The 16,720-nt window shown below is 68.6% G+C and carries 7 protein-coding genes; 2 read left to right on the top strand and 5 right to left on the bottom strand.

The genetic code is table 11. From position 1 onward, the window contains the following. Positions 1-111: 111 nt before the first annotated feature. Entirely contained in the window at positions 112-6,906 is a 6,795-nt protein-coding gene (locus tag EV665_RS10400) for a beta strand repeat-containing protein (RefSeq protein ID WP_245507682.1), read from the bottom strand. Between the two features lie 422 nt (positions 6,907-7,328). Here EV665_RS10400 and EV665_RS10395 point away from each other — a divergent pair, with 422 nt between their 5' ends. Then, entirely contained in the window at positions 7,329-9,623 is a 2,295-nt protein-coding gene (locus EV665_RS10395) for an FdhF/YdeP family oxidoreductase (protein WP_133034045.1), read from the top strand. Beyond that, positions 9,620-9,889, top strand: coding sequence for a LexA family transcriptional regulator (locus EV665_RS10390; RefSeq protein ID WP_133034044.1), 270 nt, complete (start codon positions 9,620-9,622; stop codon positions 9,887-9,889). Before EV665_RS10395 ends, EV665_RS10390 begins: the two co-directional genes overlap by 4 nt. A gap of 34 nt (positions 9,890-9,923) precedes the next feature. Here the strand turns inward: EV665_RS10390 and EV665_RS10385 are convergent, their stop codons facing one another. The 4 genes from EV665_RS10385 to EV665_RS10370 form a co-directional block, all read right to left on the bottom strand. Next, complete coding sequence (locus EV665_RS10385; protein ID WP_162853023.1) at positions 9,924-12,014, bottom strand: caspase family protein; 2,091 nt, start codon at positions 12,012-12,014, stop codon at positions 9,924-9,926. Between the two features lie 86 nt (positions 12,015-12,100). Continuing rightward, the gene (locus tag EV665_RS10380) at positions 12,101-13,981 is read right to left on the bottom strand and encodes a methyltransferase domain-containing protein (protein ID WP_133034042.1); all 1,881 of its coding nucleotides are present in this window, start codon (positions 13,979-13,981) and stop codon (positions 12,101-12,103) included. A gap of 5 nt (positions 13,982-13,986) precedes the next feature. Next, entirely contained in the window at positions 13,987-16,209 is a 2,223-nt protein-coding gene (locus EV665_RS10375; protein WP_133034041.1) for a glycosyltransferase family protein, read from the bottom strand. Further along, on the bottom strand, positions 16,206-16,646 hold the full coding sequence (locus tag EV665_RS10370; RefSeq protein ID WP_133034040.1) for a hypothetical protein: 441 nt from the start codon (positions 16,644-16,646) through the stop codon (positions 16,206-16,208). Before EV665_RS10370 ends, EV665_RS10375 begins: the two co-directional genes overlap by 4 nt. Between the last annotated feature and the right edge of the window lie 74 nt (positions 16,647-16,720).

Genomic DNA, 16,720 nt, shown 5'->3' with positions numbered 1-16,720 from the left:
AATCCGCGCGACGAAGGCCGTCAAGGCCACCGCAGCGACCCGAACAGTCGGTGGAAATGCATTTCGCCCCGGCTTGCCGGGGCGAACGCGTTTTCAGGTCCGGCAGATCGGTCAGACCGCGAGGTAGGACGAGATGATCGACGCGATCTCGGATTGCGCGTCGCTCTCGGCCTGCGGCTCGCCTGTTCCGGTGTCTTCCGCGACCGGTGCCGGTTCGCCGCCCATGGCGGAGAAGGCGAAGCTCTGCACGCCCGCACCGCCGCCCTGCGGCAGGGCATTGATCTGCGCGGAGGTCATGGCGGCAAGCTGGCCGGGCGTGAAGGCGGCGGCCTGCTCGGGCGTAAGACCGGCGAGCGTTGCCGTGCTGAGGCCGGAAATCGCGTTCGAACTCAGCGAGATGATGTCCTCGGTCGAGAAGGTGGCGAGATCGTCGGCCCCGAGGGCCGCGGCCTGCGTCGCCGTCAGGGCACCGATCTGGTCGGACGAGAGCGCCCCCACCTGCTGGGGACCGAGCGCCGACATCTGGCCATAGGTGAGGGCGGCGACCTGGGCCGTCGACAGGGCGGCGATCGAGGCCGTCGACAGCGCGCCGATCGTGCCGCTCGAAAGCCCGCGGATGGCCGCCGTGCCGATCGCCGCCAGCTCCTCGGTGGAGATGGTCTGCATTTGCGCGGAGGTGAGGCCGGCAATGCCCGGCAGGCTCAGCGCGCCGATCTGGGCAAGCGAGAAGGCTTCCACCTGCGCGGTGCTGAGCGCGGCGATCTGGGCGCTGCTGAGGCCGGTGATCGCCGCCGTGCTGAGGGCGGCGATCTCGCTCTCGGAGAGCGTTGCCATGTAGCCCGGCGGCAGGCCCTTGATCGCGCTGGCGCTGATGGCGGCGAGCTTGCCGTGCGAGAACGTGTCGAGCGCTTCGGTCGAAAGGCCGGCAAGGGCCGACGAACCGAGAGCGGCGATCTGGCTCGTGGTGAGGGCCTCGACCTGTTCCAGCGTCAGGCCGGCGGTCTGCGTGCTGGTGAGCCCGGCAACGCCGCTCGTGCTGAGCGCCGCGATCTGGGCGGGTGTCAGCGCGCTGACGTCGATGGCATCGAGCGCGGCCACCTGTTTCGAGCTGAGCGCACCAAGCTGCTGGGTGGAAAGGCCGGCGACCTGCGCCGACGTCAGGGCGGCGACCTGGCTGGTGGTGAGCCCGCCGATCCCGGCGGCGCTGAGCGCGGCGATCTGGCTGGCCGAGAAGCCGGCGAGCACGGCCGGCGACAGGCCGGCAATCGCGCTGGAGCCGATCGCGGCCATGTCGGCCGTCGAGAACAGCGCGAGATCGTCCGCATCGAGCGCGGCGATCTGCTGCGAGGTCAGGGCGCCCACCTGGGCGCTCGTCAGCGCCTCGACCTGATCGGCGGTAAGCGCCCCGATCTGCGCGCTCGACAGGCCGGAAATGCCGGAGGGGCTGAAGGCGGCGATCTGCTCGGGGCTGAGCGTGGCGAGCATCGCCGTCGACAGGCCCGAAATGGCCCGCGAATTGATCGCGGCGAGATCGGCGGTCGAGAACAGCTCGAGGTCCTCGGCCTCCAGCGCCGCGATCTGGTGTGAATTCAGCACGGCGACCTGTTTGCTGGTCAAAGCCTCGGCCTGGCTGCTGGAAAGCGCCGCGATCTGCGCGGTGGAGAGGGCGGCGATGCCGGCGGTGCCGAGGGCGGCGATCTGCTCGGGCGAAAGCACGGCGATGTCGTCCGTGCCGAGCGCGCCGACCTGCGCCGAGCCGAAGGCGGCGAGCTGGGTCTTGGTTAGCGCCTCCAGTTGGTCGCTGCTGAAGGCATTGATCTGCGTGGATGTCAGGCCCGCGCCGTTCAGCGCGGCGATCTGGGCCGTCGTCAGGGCGGCGATGGTCGCCGGCGACAGGCCGGAGACCGCGCCGGAGGTGATCACGGCCATCTCGGCGTTAGTGAAGGTTCCCAGCGTATCGGCGCCGAAGGCGGCGATCTGGGTGGAGCTGAGCGCGGCGATCTGGGTGCTGGTCAGCGCTTCGGCCTGGCCGGTGGAAAGAGCGGCGATCTGGCTCGTGGTGAGGCCGGCGACGCCGGCCGAGCCGAGGGCGGCGATCTGCGCCGGCGAAAGGGCGGCGATGTCGTCCGTGCTGAGCGCCGCGGTCTGCCGCGAGCCGAGGGCGGCAAGCTGGGCCGTGGTGAGCGCGCCAACCTGGTCGGTGGAAAGGGCGGCGATCTGGCTGCTCGTCATGCCGGCAAGGCCGGCCGGGCCGAGGGCGGCGATCTGGCTCGTCCTCAGCGAGGCGAGCATGTCGGTCGACAGGCCCGACATGGCGCTGGAGCTGATCGCCGCCATGTCGGCGACAGAGAACGTGTCGAGGTCTTCGAGGTCGAGGGCCGCGATCTGGCGCGAGGTGAGGGCGCCGACCTGCTGGCTGGTCAGCGCCTCGGCCTGGGCGGTGGAGAGCGCCGCGATCTGGTCGGTGGAAAGGCCGGCAATGGCGGCCGTGCTGAGGGCGGCGACCTGATCCGTCGAGAGCCCGGCGATATACTCCGTGCCGAGCATCGCGATCTGCCGGGCATCGAGCGCGCGGACCTGGGCGGACGACAGGGCGCCGAGCTGGGCGCTGGTGAAGGCCTGGATCTGCCGGGTCGCAAGGCCGCCGATGGCGGCGGTGCTGAGGGCGGCGATCTGCGCCGTGGAGAGGTTGGCAATCGCGGCCGTCGAAAGGCCGGAAACGGCGTTTGCGCCGATGGCGGCGATCTCGCGGGTCGAGAAGGTGGCGATATCGTCTGCCCCGAGTGCCGCAAGCTGTGCCGAGTTCATCGCGCCGATCTGGGTGCTGGTGAGCGCCTCGGCCTGGGCGACGCTGAGCGCCTCGAACTGCCGTGCCGTCATGCCGCCGATGCCGGCGGCGCTGAAGGCGGCGATCTGGGCGGTCGAAAGGGCCGCGAGCGTTTCGGTGGAGAGGCCGGCAATGGCGTTCGAGCCGATCGCCGCGATATCCCGCGTCGAGAAGGTGGCGAGGTCATCGGCACCGAAGGCGCTGAGTTGGGTGGAGTTCAGAGCGGCGACCTGCTGGCTGGTCAGCGCCTCGGCCTGCGCGGTGGAAAGCGCGGCGAGCTGCTGGGCGCTCATCGCGCCGATGGCGGCGGTGCTGAAGGCGGCGATCTGTGCGGTCGAGAGCGCGGCGAGCACCGCCGGCGACAGGCCGGCGACGGCGCTGGAGCTGATCATGCCGATATCCTTCAGCGAGAAGGTGGCGATGTCGTCGGTGCCGAGTTCGCTGATCTGGTCGGATTTGAGGGAGCCGACCTGCGCGCTTGTCAGGGCTTCGGCCTGGGCGGTGCTGAGGGCCGCGAGTTGCTGGGAGGTGAAGCCCGCGATGCTGCCGGCATTGAGGGCGGCGATCTGCGCCGTGGTGAGCGCTGCGACCTTGTCGGTTCCGAGCGCCGCGATCTGCGCGGAGGACAATGCCGCCATCTGGCGGTTGTTGAGGGCGTTGATCTGGGCCGTGGTCAGCGCCGCCATCTGGCTTGCGGTCAGGCCGGAAATGCCGACCCCGCTGAGCGCATTGATCTGCGCGGTCGTCAGCGAAGCGATGTCGGCGACGCTGAGCGCGCCGACCTGTCCGGCGTTGAGCCCTGCGATCTGCGCCGTCGTCAGGGCTGCGACCTGGTCGGCAGAGAGCGACGCCATCTGGCCCGTGGTGAGGCCGCTGATCGAAGCCGGGTTGAGGCTGGCGATCTGCGCGGTGGAGAGCACATCGATATCGTCGGAAAGCCCGGCGAGCTGCGCGGCGCTGAGGGCCCGGAGCTGTGCGGTGGAAAGCTGGCTCACCTGTGCGGAGGTCAGCGCATCGAGCTGGCTGCTGGTGAGGCCCGTCATGCTGCTCGTGCTGAGGGCGGCGAGTTGATCGGAGGAGAGCGCGGTGACGGTTCCCGCGCCAAGGCCGGAAATGGCCCGGAAAGAAAGGGCGGCGATCTGGGCGGTCGAAAGCGCGCGGATGTCTTCCGCCTCGAGGGCGCCGGCCTGGGTGGGCGTGAGGCTGGCGATCTGCCCGGTGGTGAGCGCGGCGATCTGGGCGGAGGAGAGGGCCTCGATCTGCCGGGCGCTCATGCCCGCGATCGTATAGCGGTCGAGGGCGGCGATCTGGCTGGCCGAAAGACCGGACAGGACGTCGGTGTCGAGCCCGGAAATCGCCCGGCTGCTGATCGCCGCGAGGTCGGCGCTGGAGAAGGTGGCGATGTCTTCCGCGGTCAATGCGGAAAGCTGGTTGGCGGTCAGCACCTTGACCTGCGCCGGGGTGAGGGCCTCGATCTGCTCCGCGCTCAGCGCCTCGATCTGGCCGGGCGAGAGAATGGCGATGACGCTGGCGCTGAGGGCCGCGATCTGGTCGGTGGTGAGCAAGGCGAGGAACGCGCCGTCCATCGTGGAGAACTGCTTGGCGGTGAGGCCGGCGATCTGCGCGGTCGAGAGTGCGCCGACCTGTTCGTCCGAAAGCCCGGTAAAGGCATCGGAGGTGATGCCCTGCATCGCCTTGGCGTTGATCGCCGCCATGTCCTCCGTGGAGAAGGTGGCAAGATCATCCGCGCCGAGGGCCGCGATCTGCTGCGCGCTGAGCACGCGGACCTGCACGGGTGAGAAGGCCTCGACCTGCTCGGGGGAAAGGGCGGCGATCTGCGTGGCCTTCAGGGCGGCGATGGCGCTGGTGCCGAGGGCGGCGATCTGGTCGGTGGAGAGCGCGGCGATGGCCTCGCTGTTGAGGCCGGATATGGCCTTGGCGTTGATCGCGGCGATATGCGCCTCGGTGAGAACAGCCATGTCCTCGGGGCCGAGGGCTGCGATCTGCGTTGCGCCGAGGGCCGCGACCTGGGCCGTAGACAGCGCCTCGATCTGCTCCGCGTCGAGGGCGCGGATCTGCGTGCCCGTCAGGCTGCCGAGCGCGCTGGCGCTGAGGGCGGCGATCTGCTCGGTGGAAAGGGTCGCGATCGCGGCGGTGCTGAGGCCGGAAATGCCGCGGTTGCTGATCGCCGCCATGTCCGCGGTCGAGAAGGTGGCGACCGCGTCCGGCGCCAGCGCGGCGAGCTGGGCGGCGCTCATGACGCGGACCTGGCTGGGGGTGAAGGCCTCGACCTGCTCGGTGGTGAGCGCGGCGAGCTGCGATGACTTGAGGGCCGCGATCTGGCCGGTCGTCAGCGCAGCGATCTGCTCGGGGGAGAGGCTGGCGATGGCGTCGCTGCCGAGGCTGGCAAGCGCGCTGACCGAAAGGGCGGCGATATCGGCGGTGGAGAAGGTTTCCAGCGCCTCGGGAGAGACGACGCCGACCTGCCGGGCCGTCAGCGCCTTGACCTGTGCGACGGTGAACGCCTCGGCCTGCGCGGCGTCGAGGGCGGCGATCTGCTGCGTCGTGAGGCCGGGGATCGACTTCACGTTGAGCGCGGCGATCTGGTCGGTGGAGAAGCTGGCGATCGTGTCGGTGGTGAGGCCGGCCACCGCGCTTGCCGAGAGGGCGGCGATGTCGGCGGCCGAGAACACCGCGAGGTCGTCGGCCTCGAGCGCGGCGATCTGTGCCGCGGTGAGCGCCTTGGCCTGCAGCGGAGAGAACGCCTCGACCTGGTCGAGATCGAGGGCGGCGATCTGGACGGTCGTCAGGCCGGGAACGGCGCTGCTGCTGACGGCGGCGATCTGGAGCGTGGAGAACACGGCGATGCCGGCGGCGCCGAGCGCGGCGATCTGCTTTGCGGAAAGCGCGTTGATCTGGCTCGTCGACAGCGCCTCGATCTGCTCCTGCGAAAGGGCGGCGATGGCGGTGGTGTTGAGCCCCTTCAGCGCGGCATTGCTGATGGCGGCAAGGGCGTCGCTGGAGAGCGCTGCGATGTCGTCGGCGCCGAGCGCGCCGATCTGCGCCATGTTCATCCCGCGCACCTGGGCGGAGGAGAAGAGCCCGATCTGGTCGGGACGGAGGGCGTTGACCTGCATCACCGTCAGGGCCTGGATGGCGGACGGACTGAGGGCCTCGATCTGCTCGGCGGAAAGCGCCGCGATGACGCCGATGCCGAGGGCGGGGATCGCGCGGCTGGAGATCGCGGCGATATCCTGGCTGGAGAAGGTGGCAAGGCCGGACGATCCCATGGCCGTGAGCTGCTGGCCGCTGAGCGCGCGGACCTGCGTCGGGGTCAGCGCCTCGATCTGCGCGGTGCTCATCGCGTTGATCTGGGTCGGCTTGAGGCCGGTCAGGGCGCTGGTGCTGAGCGCGGCGATCTGGGCCTCGCCGAAGGCGGCGACCGCCTGGGCGCTGAGTGCCGCGATCTGTGCCGGCTTGAGGAGCGCGACCTGTGCCGTCGTGAGCGCTGCGATCTGCTCCGGGGTCAGCGCGGTGGTCTGGGCGGGCGTGAAGCCGGCGATGGCGAGCGGCGTCAGGGCGCCGATCTGCTCGGGCGAAAGGGCGGCGATGGCCGCAGTGCGCAGGAGCTGCACGGCCTTGTAGCTGATGGCCGCCATGTCGTCGGTGGAGAAGGTCGCGATATCCTCCGGGTCGAGGGCGGCAAGCTGCGCGGCGCTCAGCATGCGGACCTGCGAGACCGTCAACGCCTCCGCCTGCTCCGACGACAGGCCCTTCACCTGGGACGTGGTGAGGGCGGCGACCTGGGAGGGCGCCAGGCTTTCGATGGCATATTTGTCGAGGGCGCCGAGCTGGTCGAGCGACAGGCCGATGATGGCGCTCTGCGAGATGGCGCTCAGTTGCCGCGTGTTGAGAACCTCGATGTCCTCCACCTCCAGCGCCGCGATCTGCTTGGCGGAGAAGGCGTTGAGCTGGCTGGTGGAGAGCGAAGCGACGTCCTCGGTCGTCCAGGCCAGGATCGCGGAAATGGAGAGTTGCTTGATCTGGGCGATGCTCAGGGAGGGTACGATCGACGTCATGGGCAAAGTCCTGAAGTATGGAATCGGAAGAACAGCAAATTCACCATTCGGCTGATTTTCGATACAGCGGCGAGCTTGCCTGAACCTGTACCTGCAGGCCGGGCCGGAAAGCCGGGATTTCCGCGGGATAGCGAGGTGTTTTCGCGCGCAGGACGGCGGAGGAAGAGGCTCCTCCGCAGGCCGTTTCACGGGCGGCATGGAGCACCCGCAAAGAGGCCGGAAGAGGCCTTGGAACGCCTCCGGGATGTATGTTCCGGCTGGGTCCAGCCGGTTTCGGCGACGGCCGAAAGACAGGGGCGGCGAGGCGGCGCCGTCCCGCCGCCCACCAGGTTCTCACGCGGCCGGCATTGATAGGGATTCTCTATCAAGCCATTCGAACTGGCCCCTTGATCAATCCTGACGAATGGCAAATACCATGACCCATGGATACGCGTTTCATCGGAAAGAAATCCTCCGCGGCCGGTGGCTGGGGGGCGTTGAAGAGCTGTGGCAAAAGGCTTCTGGAGAGCGGCACGCCGCTGTCGGGCGCCATGACTATGCTGAAGGCGAACCAGCCGGACGGGTTCGATTGCCCGGGCTGCGCCTGGGGTGATCCCGAGCACGGCTCCTCCTTCGAATTCTGCGAGAACGGCGTGAAGGCGGTCGCCTGGGAGGCGACGGAAAAGCGCGCCTCGCCCGCCTTCTTCGCCGCCCATACCGTCTCGGAACTGCGCGAGCTGACCGACTACGAGCTGGAGCTCCACGGCCGTCTCACCCATCCGATGCGCTATGACGCGGCGAGCGACCGTTATCTGCCGGTCGCCTGGGACGATGCTTTCAGGGAAATCGGCAACATCCTGAAGAGCCTCGACAATCCCGATCGCGCGGAATTCTACACGTCCGGCCGCGCCAGCAACGAGGCGGCCTATCTCTACCAGCTCTTCGTGCGCCTCTACGGCACGAACAATTTTCCCGATTGCTCGAACATGTGCCACGAGGCGAGCGGCGTGGCGCTGCGCCAGGCGATCGGCGTCGGCAAGGGCACGGTGCTGCTCGAGGACTTCGAGGCGGCGGATGCGATCTTCGTGATCGGCCAGAACCCCGGCACCAATCATCCGCGCATGCTGGGCGACCTGCGCCGGGCGGCATTGCGCGGCGCGCGCATCGTCGTCTTCAATCCGATCCGCGAGCGCGGCCTGGAGCGTTTCTCCGACCCGCAGGACAAGATCGAGATGCTGCGCGGCGGCTCGACCGACATTGCCAGCCACTATTTCCAGCCGCAGCTCGGCGGCGACATGGCGGCCGTGCGGGGCATGGCGAAGGCGGTGCTCGCGGCGGAGGATGCGGCGGTGGCGGCCGGTCTGCCGCCGGTGCTCGACCATGCCTTCCTTGCCGAACATTGCGTGGATTTTGCCGCCTACCGTGCCGCGGTCGAGGCGACCGGCTGGGCCGAGATCGAGGACCAGTCCGGCCTGACGCGGTCCGAGATCGAGCGCGCGGCGGCGGTCTACATGCAGGCCGAGCGCGTCATCTGCACCTGGGCGATGGGCGTGACGCAGCATGTGCATTCCGTCGCGACGATCCGCGAGATCGCCAACTTCATGTTCCTGCGCGGCAATATCGGCCGCCCGGGGGCGGGCCTCTGCCCGGTGCGCGGCCATTCCAACGTGCAGGGCGACCGCACGGTCGGCATCAACGAGAAGCCGCCTGAAGCCTTCCTCGATGCGCTGGAGCGCGAGTTCGGCTTTTCCCCGCCGCGCAGGCACGGGCACAATGTGCTGTCGGCCATCGGCGCCATGCTGGATGGTTCGGCGGAAGCCTTCATCGGCCTCGGCGGCAATTTCGCCCGCGCGACGCCGGACAGCGCGCTGGTGGAAACGGCGCTGCGCCGCCTCAAGCTGACGGTGAACATCGCCACGAAGCCCAATCACTCGCACCTGATGCCGGGGGAGGTGTCCTTCATCCTGCCCTGCCTCGGCCGCACGGAGATGGACCTTGCGCCCAACGGCAATTCGCAACTGATCAGCGTCGAGGATTCGATGAGCATGGTGCATGGCTCGGCCGGCATCAACCGGCCCGCCTCGCCGCATCTGCTCTCGGAAGTGGCGATCATCGCCGGCATCGCCGAGGCGACGGTCGGCAGCGGCATCGTGCGCTGGAGCGCGCTTGCGGAGGACTATGACCGCATCCGCGACCATATCGAGGCGACCATTCCGGGCTTTGCGGATTACAACACGCGGCTGCGCAAGCCGCGCGGCTTCCTCCTGCGCAATGCCGCCGCGCACCGGGAATGGGATACGCCGGCCGGCAAGGCCACCTTCTTCTTCGGCCCGCTGCCGGAGGAGACCGTGCACCAGCGGGCGCGCAAGGCCGGCGGGCGTTTCGCGCTGCAGACGTTCCGCTCGCACGATCAGTACAACACGACCGTCTACGGCCTCGACGACCGCTATCGCGGCGTCTACGGCGAACGGCAGGTCATCTTCATCCATCCCGAGGACCTGAAGGCGATGGCGGCGGAGGCCGGCGACCGGGTGGACGTCATCGGCGCGCATGACGACGGGATCGAGCGCGTGGCGTGCGACTTCCGTTTCGTGCCCTACGATGTCCCGCGCGGCAGCATTGCCGGCTACTATCCGGAACTGAACGTGCTGGTGCCGCTCTCCAGCGCCGGCGAGCAAAGCGATACGCCGACCTCCAAGTCGATCATGGTCTCGTTCCGCAAGCGCGAGGCCGCGTGAGCGGCGAAGCGGAGGAGGCCGGGGATTTCCTGGCGCTCGTCGCCCGGTTGCAGGGCGAGGATCCGCGGCTGACGGGCATCCAGGCCGCGCTCTTTGCGGCGGTGCGCACGGGCGTCGCAAGCGACAGCCGCACCTTCGCCCGCCGCCTCGGCCTCGCCCATGCCCTCGTGCTGCGGGAGTTGAACGCGCTGGCCGAGCAAGGCGCGATCCGCATCGACGGCCGGGACGCGCGCACGATGCGCACCCGCTACTCCCTCGCCTCGTAGGCAAACGCCCCTGAAGACCCTCTCTACCTGCCGCCTACTTGACGGCGACGGGCTGGAAGTCGGCGGCGAATTTTTCGGCGTTCCTGACCGCCTTGCCGCCGAGCTTTTCGCCGAGCGTCGCCACCATCTCGCCCGCCCGCTCGACGCCGTTGGCCTTTGCCAGCGTGAACCAGTTGAGCGCCTGCCCGGCATCCTTCTTGAGGCCGTTGCCGTCGAGATAGAGCGTGGCAAGGCGGAACTGCGCCTCGTTGTAGCCCTGCCGGGCCGCCTTCGAGATCCACTGCGCGCCCGCAGCGGGGTCCTTCTTCAGGGCGCTGCCGTCGAGATAGAGGTCGCCGAGCCGGAGCTCGGCATAGATATGGCCCATCTCCGCCGCGCCCGTCAGCAGGATCTCCGCCTGGGCGACGTCCTTCGGCACGGCCTTGCCGTCGAGATAATAGGCCGAGAGCTTCTCCATGGCCGGCGCGAATCCCTGCTTGGCCGCGCGCCAGAGCCAGTAGGCCGCCTTCTGTGGATCGGCCGTCACGCCGAGGCCGTTCTCGTAGATCAGGGCGAGGTTGAATTCGGCAAAGACGTTCTTCTTCGCCGCCCCCAGCACATACCAGTAGCGGGCTTCCGTCAGGTTCTTCTCGATGCCGCGGCCGTCGCGATAGACGTCCCCCAGCGAGCGGTAGGCGATCGGAAAGCCGGCGCTGGCGCCGGTGCGGTAGATTTCCCGCGCCTCGTCATGCCGGCCGGCGGCATCGATGGCGCGGCCGTAGTTCATCAGGATGCGCAGGCTGTCGGGAAACTGCTTCAGTGCCGTCATGCAGGCCGGGACCGCGGTTTCCGGCCTGATCTGCTTGAAATAGACGCCGACGGCGGGGTCCGCGATCTCCTGCACATGGCCGGCCTCGCGGTCGCAATCGGTGATCTCGGGGTAGAGCGGGTTCTGGGCGAATTCCTCATAGTTCGCCGTCACGCGGCCGGAGATCGCCGGCACGGTCTCGTCGGAGCCCTTCGTCGCATCTTCCAGCCGCAGCCGGGCGAGTTTGGCGAAGACGCCCTCGGGGAATTTTTCGAGATAGCCGCGATACTGGTCGGCGGTGCCGTTCGCCTGGATGCCGTTCCACATCAGGAGGTCCTCGGCGGCATTGATGCTGCGGTCGACCGGCAGGGCCGCCACCTCCTGTTCCTTCTCCTCCTTCGGCCTGTTCGCCTCCGCCAGCGCTTCGACGCGCATTTCGGCGATGTCGGCGAAGAGGCCTTGCGGGAAGGCGGCAAGATAGGACTGGTAGCTTGCGGTCGTATCGCCATCGGATGCGGCCTGCCAGGCTTCCGCATCCTTCGTCGCTTCCGCGGAGAATTTCGGCACGTCCGGCAGGGCTTCGGTGAAGAAGAAGTCCTTGGTCAGCGAGGAATTGTCCCACGGCACCTGCTCGCCGCCGGTCTCCTCGACCACGCGCTCGCGCACCCGCTTGAAGACCTGCTCGATGGGCAGGCCCGGCGCGGTGATGAAGTCGGCAAGCGCCCGCGTGAAGGGGCTGTTGCCCTTCGTGCCGTCCGTCGCGACCTTTCCCGGCGCCGTGGCGAAGGCGATGAAGGTGCCGAGCGGGCCGGTGGCGCGCGCAAGGCCGCGCGTGGCGCCGTCATTGGCCGCCGCGCCCGCCGAGCGGCTCGTCTCCAGGGGATTGTTGCGGCAGGCATCGATGATGAACACGGCGATGCGCGGGCGCACGCGCTCGATCTGCTCGGTGATCATCTTCAGGCTGAAGGCTTCGAGCGGCAGGTCGGAGGAGGAGGTGAGCTGGCTGTCCGTCGGGATCAGGTAGTTCTCGTCGGCGAACTGGATGCCGTGGCCGGCATAATAGACGACGACATTGGTTTCCGGCGTCAATGCCTCGGCCAGGCTCTTCATCGCGCGGACCATCTGCTGGCGGTCGCCGTCGATGACCGAGACGATCTTGAAGCCCGCCGCGGAAAGCGCCTTCTCCATCAGCTTCGCATCGCTCTGCGCATTGGGCAGGTGCGGAAGATCGGCATATTTGCCGTTGCCGATCACCAGCGCGACGCGGTTGTCCCCGGCGGCGAAGGCCGCGGTCGCCATCGAAAGAAGAAGCGCGAGACAGAGAAACAATCTTTGCATGAGCATCGCCACCCCATGAAGATCCCGGCGGGACGTTAGCATAGTCCCGTGGCCCGATACTGGACAAGACGGGATGGGGCCTGGTGTTATTCTACGCCGCCCTCGTCGAAACTGCCTTCCAGCATGCGCGCCAGCGTTTCCGCGCCGTTCCGCCAGCCATCCCCGGCGCCGGCGATGGCGGCGCAAGAGGCGGTCAGCCCGGCGCGAATGTCAAGGCGAAGCAATCGGTCGAGGGCGGCGGCGCGTTGCGCTTCCCCGTCGCCGATCCGGTGCAGCAAGGCAGCGCCGCGGCTCTCGGCCCAGCGGGCCCGGTCGACCTGGCGGTCCATGTCCGGGCTTTCGTCCGGCACGAAGAGGGTCGGAATGCCGCCGGCGATGTTTTCGTGGAAGGTGTTGTAGCCCGCCCGCACGATGGCCGCATCCCAGGCGCGGCTATTGGCATAGGCCGGGTGGAGCGTGACCCGGTGGTGCCGTTCGGGATGGCGTGCGGCGGTGCTTCCGGTCAGCGGCGACTGCAATTCCACCACATGCAGGTCCGGCCGGGCGAGAAGATCGTCCAGCAGGCGGGCGTGAAGGCGTGCGAGGTCTGGATTGGCGGAGCGGGAGAGGTCGAGGAGGATGACGGTCGCCTCCTGTGGCAGGCCGAGCGCCTGTCGGGCCGCGGCCCGTTCCAGGCGCTCGGACGGGTCGATCAGCAGCATCGGCGGCACCAGCCGGGTCTTCGCCCGGTCTGCCACGGTCGGCCCGCCGTCGCATTCGCCGGCATAGTCGCCCGGCTCGACGACGATGGGGAAATGCGCGCCGGCGCCGATATAGCCGGCATGGTGGGCCGGCCACATGCCGCGTCGGATCCAGACGGCCTGCACGCCGCTATGCTCGCCGAGGGCCTTGATCACCCCGTCGAAGACGAAGTTGACGTCGTAGACGAGGGTGGTCGCGTGGTGGGCTTCGAGCAGCAGGCCGATTTCCGCGGCGAGACGGTCGTTCCAGGCGGCGGGTTCCTCGCCCGTCAGGCCGTGATGCGGCACGAAATGCACGGGAAAGCCGAGGTCGCGCACGATGGCGGCGCTGTAGCTCATGGTCAGGAAGGCGGACGGGCGGTGCTTCAGCCGGCGCGCGACGGCGAGCTGGCGCGTGAGATGGCCCTGGCCGATGCCGTTCGCCGAGACGAACAGGACGCCGTCGGGGCGAGCGGGACGGGGGGCGGGGCTGGCGGGTTGCGTTGCCGGGGTCGGGGCCTCCAGGGTCTGCCCGTCCTCCTGCCTTTCGATGAGGAAGACGGCATTGTTGTTGAAGCCGCGCCAGGCCGCTTCCGGCACGTTGATGGCGCGGAGCCGTTCTGCCGGAACGAGGCGGGTTGCATCATAGTCTGCGGGCAGCGGCAGGGCCGAGCCGAGCGTGGCGGCGAGATCCCCCGGCGAGAAGATGCGCATGTGATCCGCCTGGCCGAAGCGCGCCGTGCGCTCGGCGCCGGTCTGCCCGTCCAGCGCCTCCCGGAAGCCGCCTTCGAGGAAGGGGATGCTGAAGATGTGCAGGCCGCCGGGCTTCACCAGCCGGTGGAGGCCGGCGGCGACGGTGCGGTAGTCGCAGGCGACATGTTCGAGCACATGGTTGTGCAGAACGATGTCGAAGGAGGCCGGCGCGAGGGTCGGAAGATCGCGGCAGAGATCGAGGCGGGTGACGGCGAAGGGGAACTGGCCCGGGTCGATGTCGGCGCCGAGATAGCGGCTGCCGAAGCGGCTTCGGAAAAGGGTGGCGAGGCACTCCTCTGGGGCAAGGTGCAGGATGCGGCGGTTTCCCGACAGGAGGCCCCGCAGGCGCAGCACCTCGAAGATCAGCCGGTGACGCTCCAGCGAGCCGCAGCCCTCGCAGCGCACGTTCCGGCGCAGGAAGGCGCTGTCCTTCTCGCCATAGGTATCCCCGAAGACCGAACTGCCGCAGATGTTGCAGGTTGGCCGGGCCACCATCGTCCTCACAGGCTGCCGAGTTTGGTGATGTCCCAGTCGGTCCGGACGATGCGGGCGTGGTCCTCGACATAGCGGGCGATGTCCCGCGCGCCATTGGTCCAGGCGATCGACCGGCAGCGGCGCACCACGTTCTCCCGCTCGACGGGGTCCAGCAGGCGCTCCACATGGGCGGCGGCGAAGCCGAGGTCGTAGTCGCGACGCATCAGCCAGCCGCGGCCGGTGAGTTCCGCCCAGCGGGCGCGGCTCGCCTGCAGGTCCATCTCGTCGGCCTCGTTGGGCACGAACAGCGTCGGGATGGCGCCGAGCACCTGTTCGTGGAACGTGTTGTAGCCCGCCGCCGTGATCGCCGCGTCGAAGGCGTTGCTGAAGCGGAAGCTCGGGAAGAGCTCGACGACCCGGTGCCGCTCGCCCAGCCTTTCGAGGCCGGCGGCCTCGGGCGTGATCGGCGAGCGGATTTCGAGCGCGATCGTGTCGGGACGGCGCAGCACTTCGGCAAGCAGCGCATTGCGTAGGTCCCGCATGTCGAAATTGGCGCCCGAGCCGAGCTGGACGGCGACGACGGTCATGCCCTCGGGCAGGTCGAGGGCGGCGCGCGCGCTTTGGCGCGCCATGCGCTCGGCCGGATCGAGATGCAGGACGGATGGCACGAGGAAGGTTTCCTTGCGGCAGGCCGCCGTCGGGCCATGGTCGAAGGTCTCCGCCAATTCGCCCGGTTCGATCACCGCATCGAAGCGGTCGGAGAAGTCGAGGAACACCCGGTGGGATTCCCGCCAGAGCGGCCGGCGCACCCAGATCTTGAAGATATCGGGAAACGCGCCGAGCGCCCGGGTGACGCCCTCGAAGACCGCCGTCGCATCATAGGCGAAGACGGCGGGGCGTAGATGGGCGATGAGCTCGAACAGTTCCTCGGCAAGACAGGTGTTCCAGTCCTCGGGGTCGGCGTCGAGGATGCGGTGGTGCGGCAGGAAATGCGCCTGATAACCCTGCTGCACGGCCGCCTTCATGGAATAGGACATGGTGGCGAAGACCGGCGTCAGGCCTGGCGGCAACCGCTGCGCGACGGCGAGCTGCTGGGCGAGGTGCCCGACGCCGATGCCGTTGCTGGAGGCGAAGAGCACGTTGCGCTGCGGCAGGGCGGGGAAAAGCCCGCCGCCCTGCGGCGCTACCGCCTTGTCCGGTGCCGCCATGATGCGAGCGAGGCGATCGGCGTAGATCGCCGCGTCGTGGTTGTTCTCGACGAAGCGGCGGGCCTGCTCGCTTTGTGACCGGTAACGCTCCGGATCGCGCACGAAGCCGTCGATGAGACGCTCGACATCGGCCGGCTCGCCATAGACCGCGGCCTTGCCGAACAGCAGCGCGAAATGCGGGGGCAGGATGACGACGAGGCCGGTCGCGAGCGCTTCGAGGATCGTCCGCCCGAAGGCCTCCGACCAGGCCGGATCATGGAAATAGACGTAGAAATCGAGCGTGCCGAGGAAGGCCGGGACATCGTCCCAGGTGAAGGGCACCAGCTCCCAGTTGGGCGGGATCGTGCCGTATTTTTCCGCAAGGAAGGCATCGGCGCCGAGCGCGCGCACGCGAAACCGCGCGCCGTCGGCCGGATAGGCGAGCAGCACCTCCTCGGCGGTCGGCCATTTCAGCGGGTCGGGGCGCGAATGCCGCCCGATGACGACGGGATAGGCGGGCTGGCGGGCCGGTTTCGCCGCCCAGTCGTCGAGGTCGATGAGATTGCCCCAGTCCTCCTCCAGCATGTGCGCATAGGGTGGCAGGCGCTGCGGAAGGCTGTCGCGCACGACGGCGCTGACCGGCGCCAGGAACACGTCGCTGCCGAAGGCGTCGCAGGCATGGGCGACGACGCGGTCGAGATCGTATTGCCGGCGGCCGCATCCGTCGTACATCGGGTGGTGCAGGACGACCAGCAGTTTGTCCGAGGTGATCGACAGCGGTCGCGTCGGGCGGTTCTCGATGATCGTCGGATGGTGGATCAGCACGAGGCGGGCATGAAGGCGCATGTCGGGGTCGATGCGCTCGGTCAGCCCCTCGTCGATCAGGCGCCGCAGGTCCGGATGCATGGGGAAGGGCAGGCCGAGCAGCGGTCCCTTGATGGCGAGCAGCCCCGTACGCAGGCCCGCCCGCGCCGCCGTGCGGATCTCGACGGCGAGCGCGGTCGACGTTCCTCCCTCGAAGCGTACATCCGCAACGAAGAGGACATCGAGGGCCGCGCTCATCGATCGGTCCGCACCGTCATCGGGGGCGCTGCGGCAAGGAAGGCGTCGATGTTCCGGCCGTAGCTGATGACATGCACCGGCTGCCATTTCGACAGCAGGAGGCGCCAGCGCCTGGCGAGATAGGCGTTCCAGCAGATCTCGGCGGCATGCAGCTTCTGTTCGAGAGCGGAGGGCAAGTATTCGAAGATGGCGTTCCTGTCTCGGAACCGCATGAAGTCGAGGCTGTCGGTGAGATAGACGATCTTGTGCTTCTTGCCGAAGCGGCGGGCGGTCACGTCGATGATCTCGTCAATCTGCTCGGCCTCGATGCCGATGAGCGTGACGATGATCGCGGTCTGCGCGGGCTGAGAGGCGTAGATGGCGAGGGTTTGCTCCGGCGCGTCGTCCGGTGTGGCGGGCTTAGGGCCGCGGTGCGGCAACCAGCCGAAGATCCCCATTTCGCCTCCCCCTCGATCCCGCCGGGGCGGGCCTGAAAGCGCCGATGGATCAAGGCTATTGCCGGGATTGCACG

This window comes from Shinella granuli, from assembly GCF_004341885.1.
In the GTDB taxonomy this organism is placed as follows: Bacteria; Pseudomonadota; Alphaproteobacteria; order Rhizobiales; family Rhizobiaceae; genus Shinella; species Shinella granuli.
The sequence above is the reverse complement of the archived record's forward strand: the minus strand, read 5'-3'. Positions and strand labels throughout refer to the sequence as shown.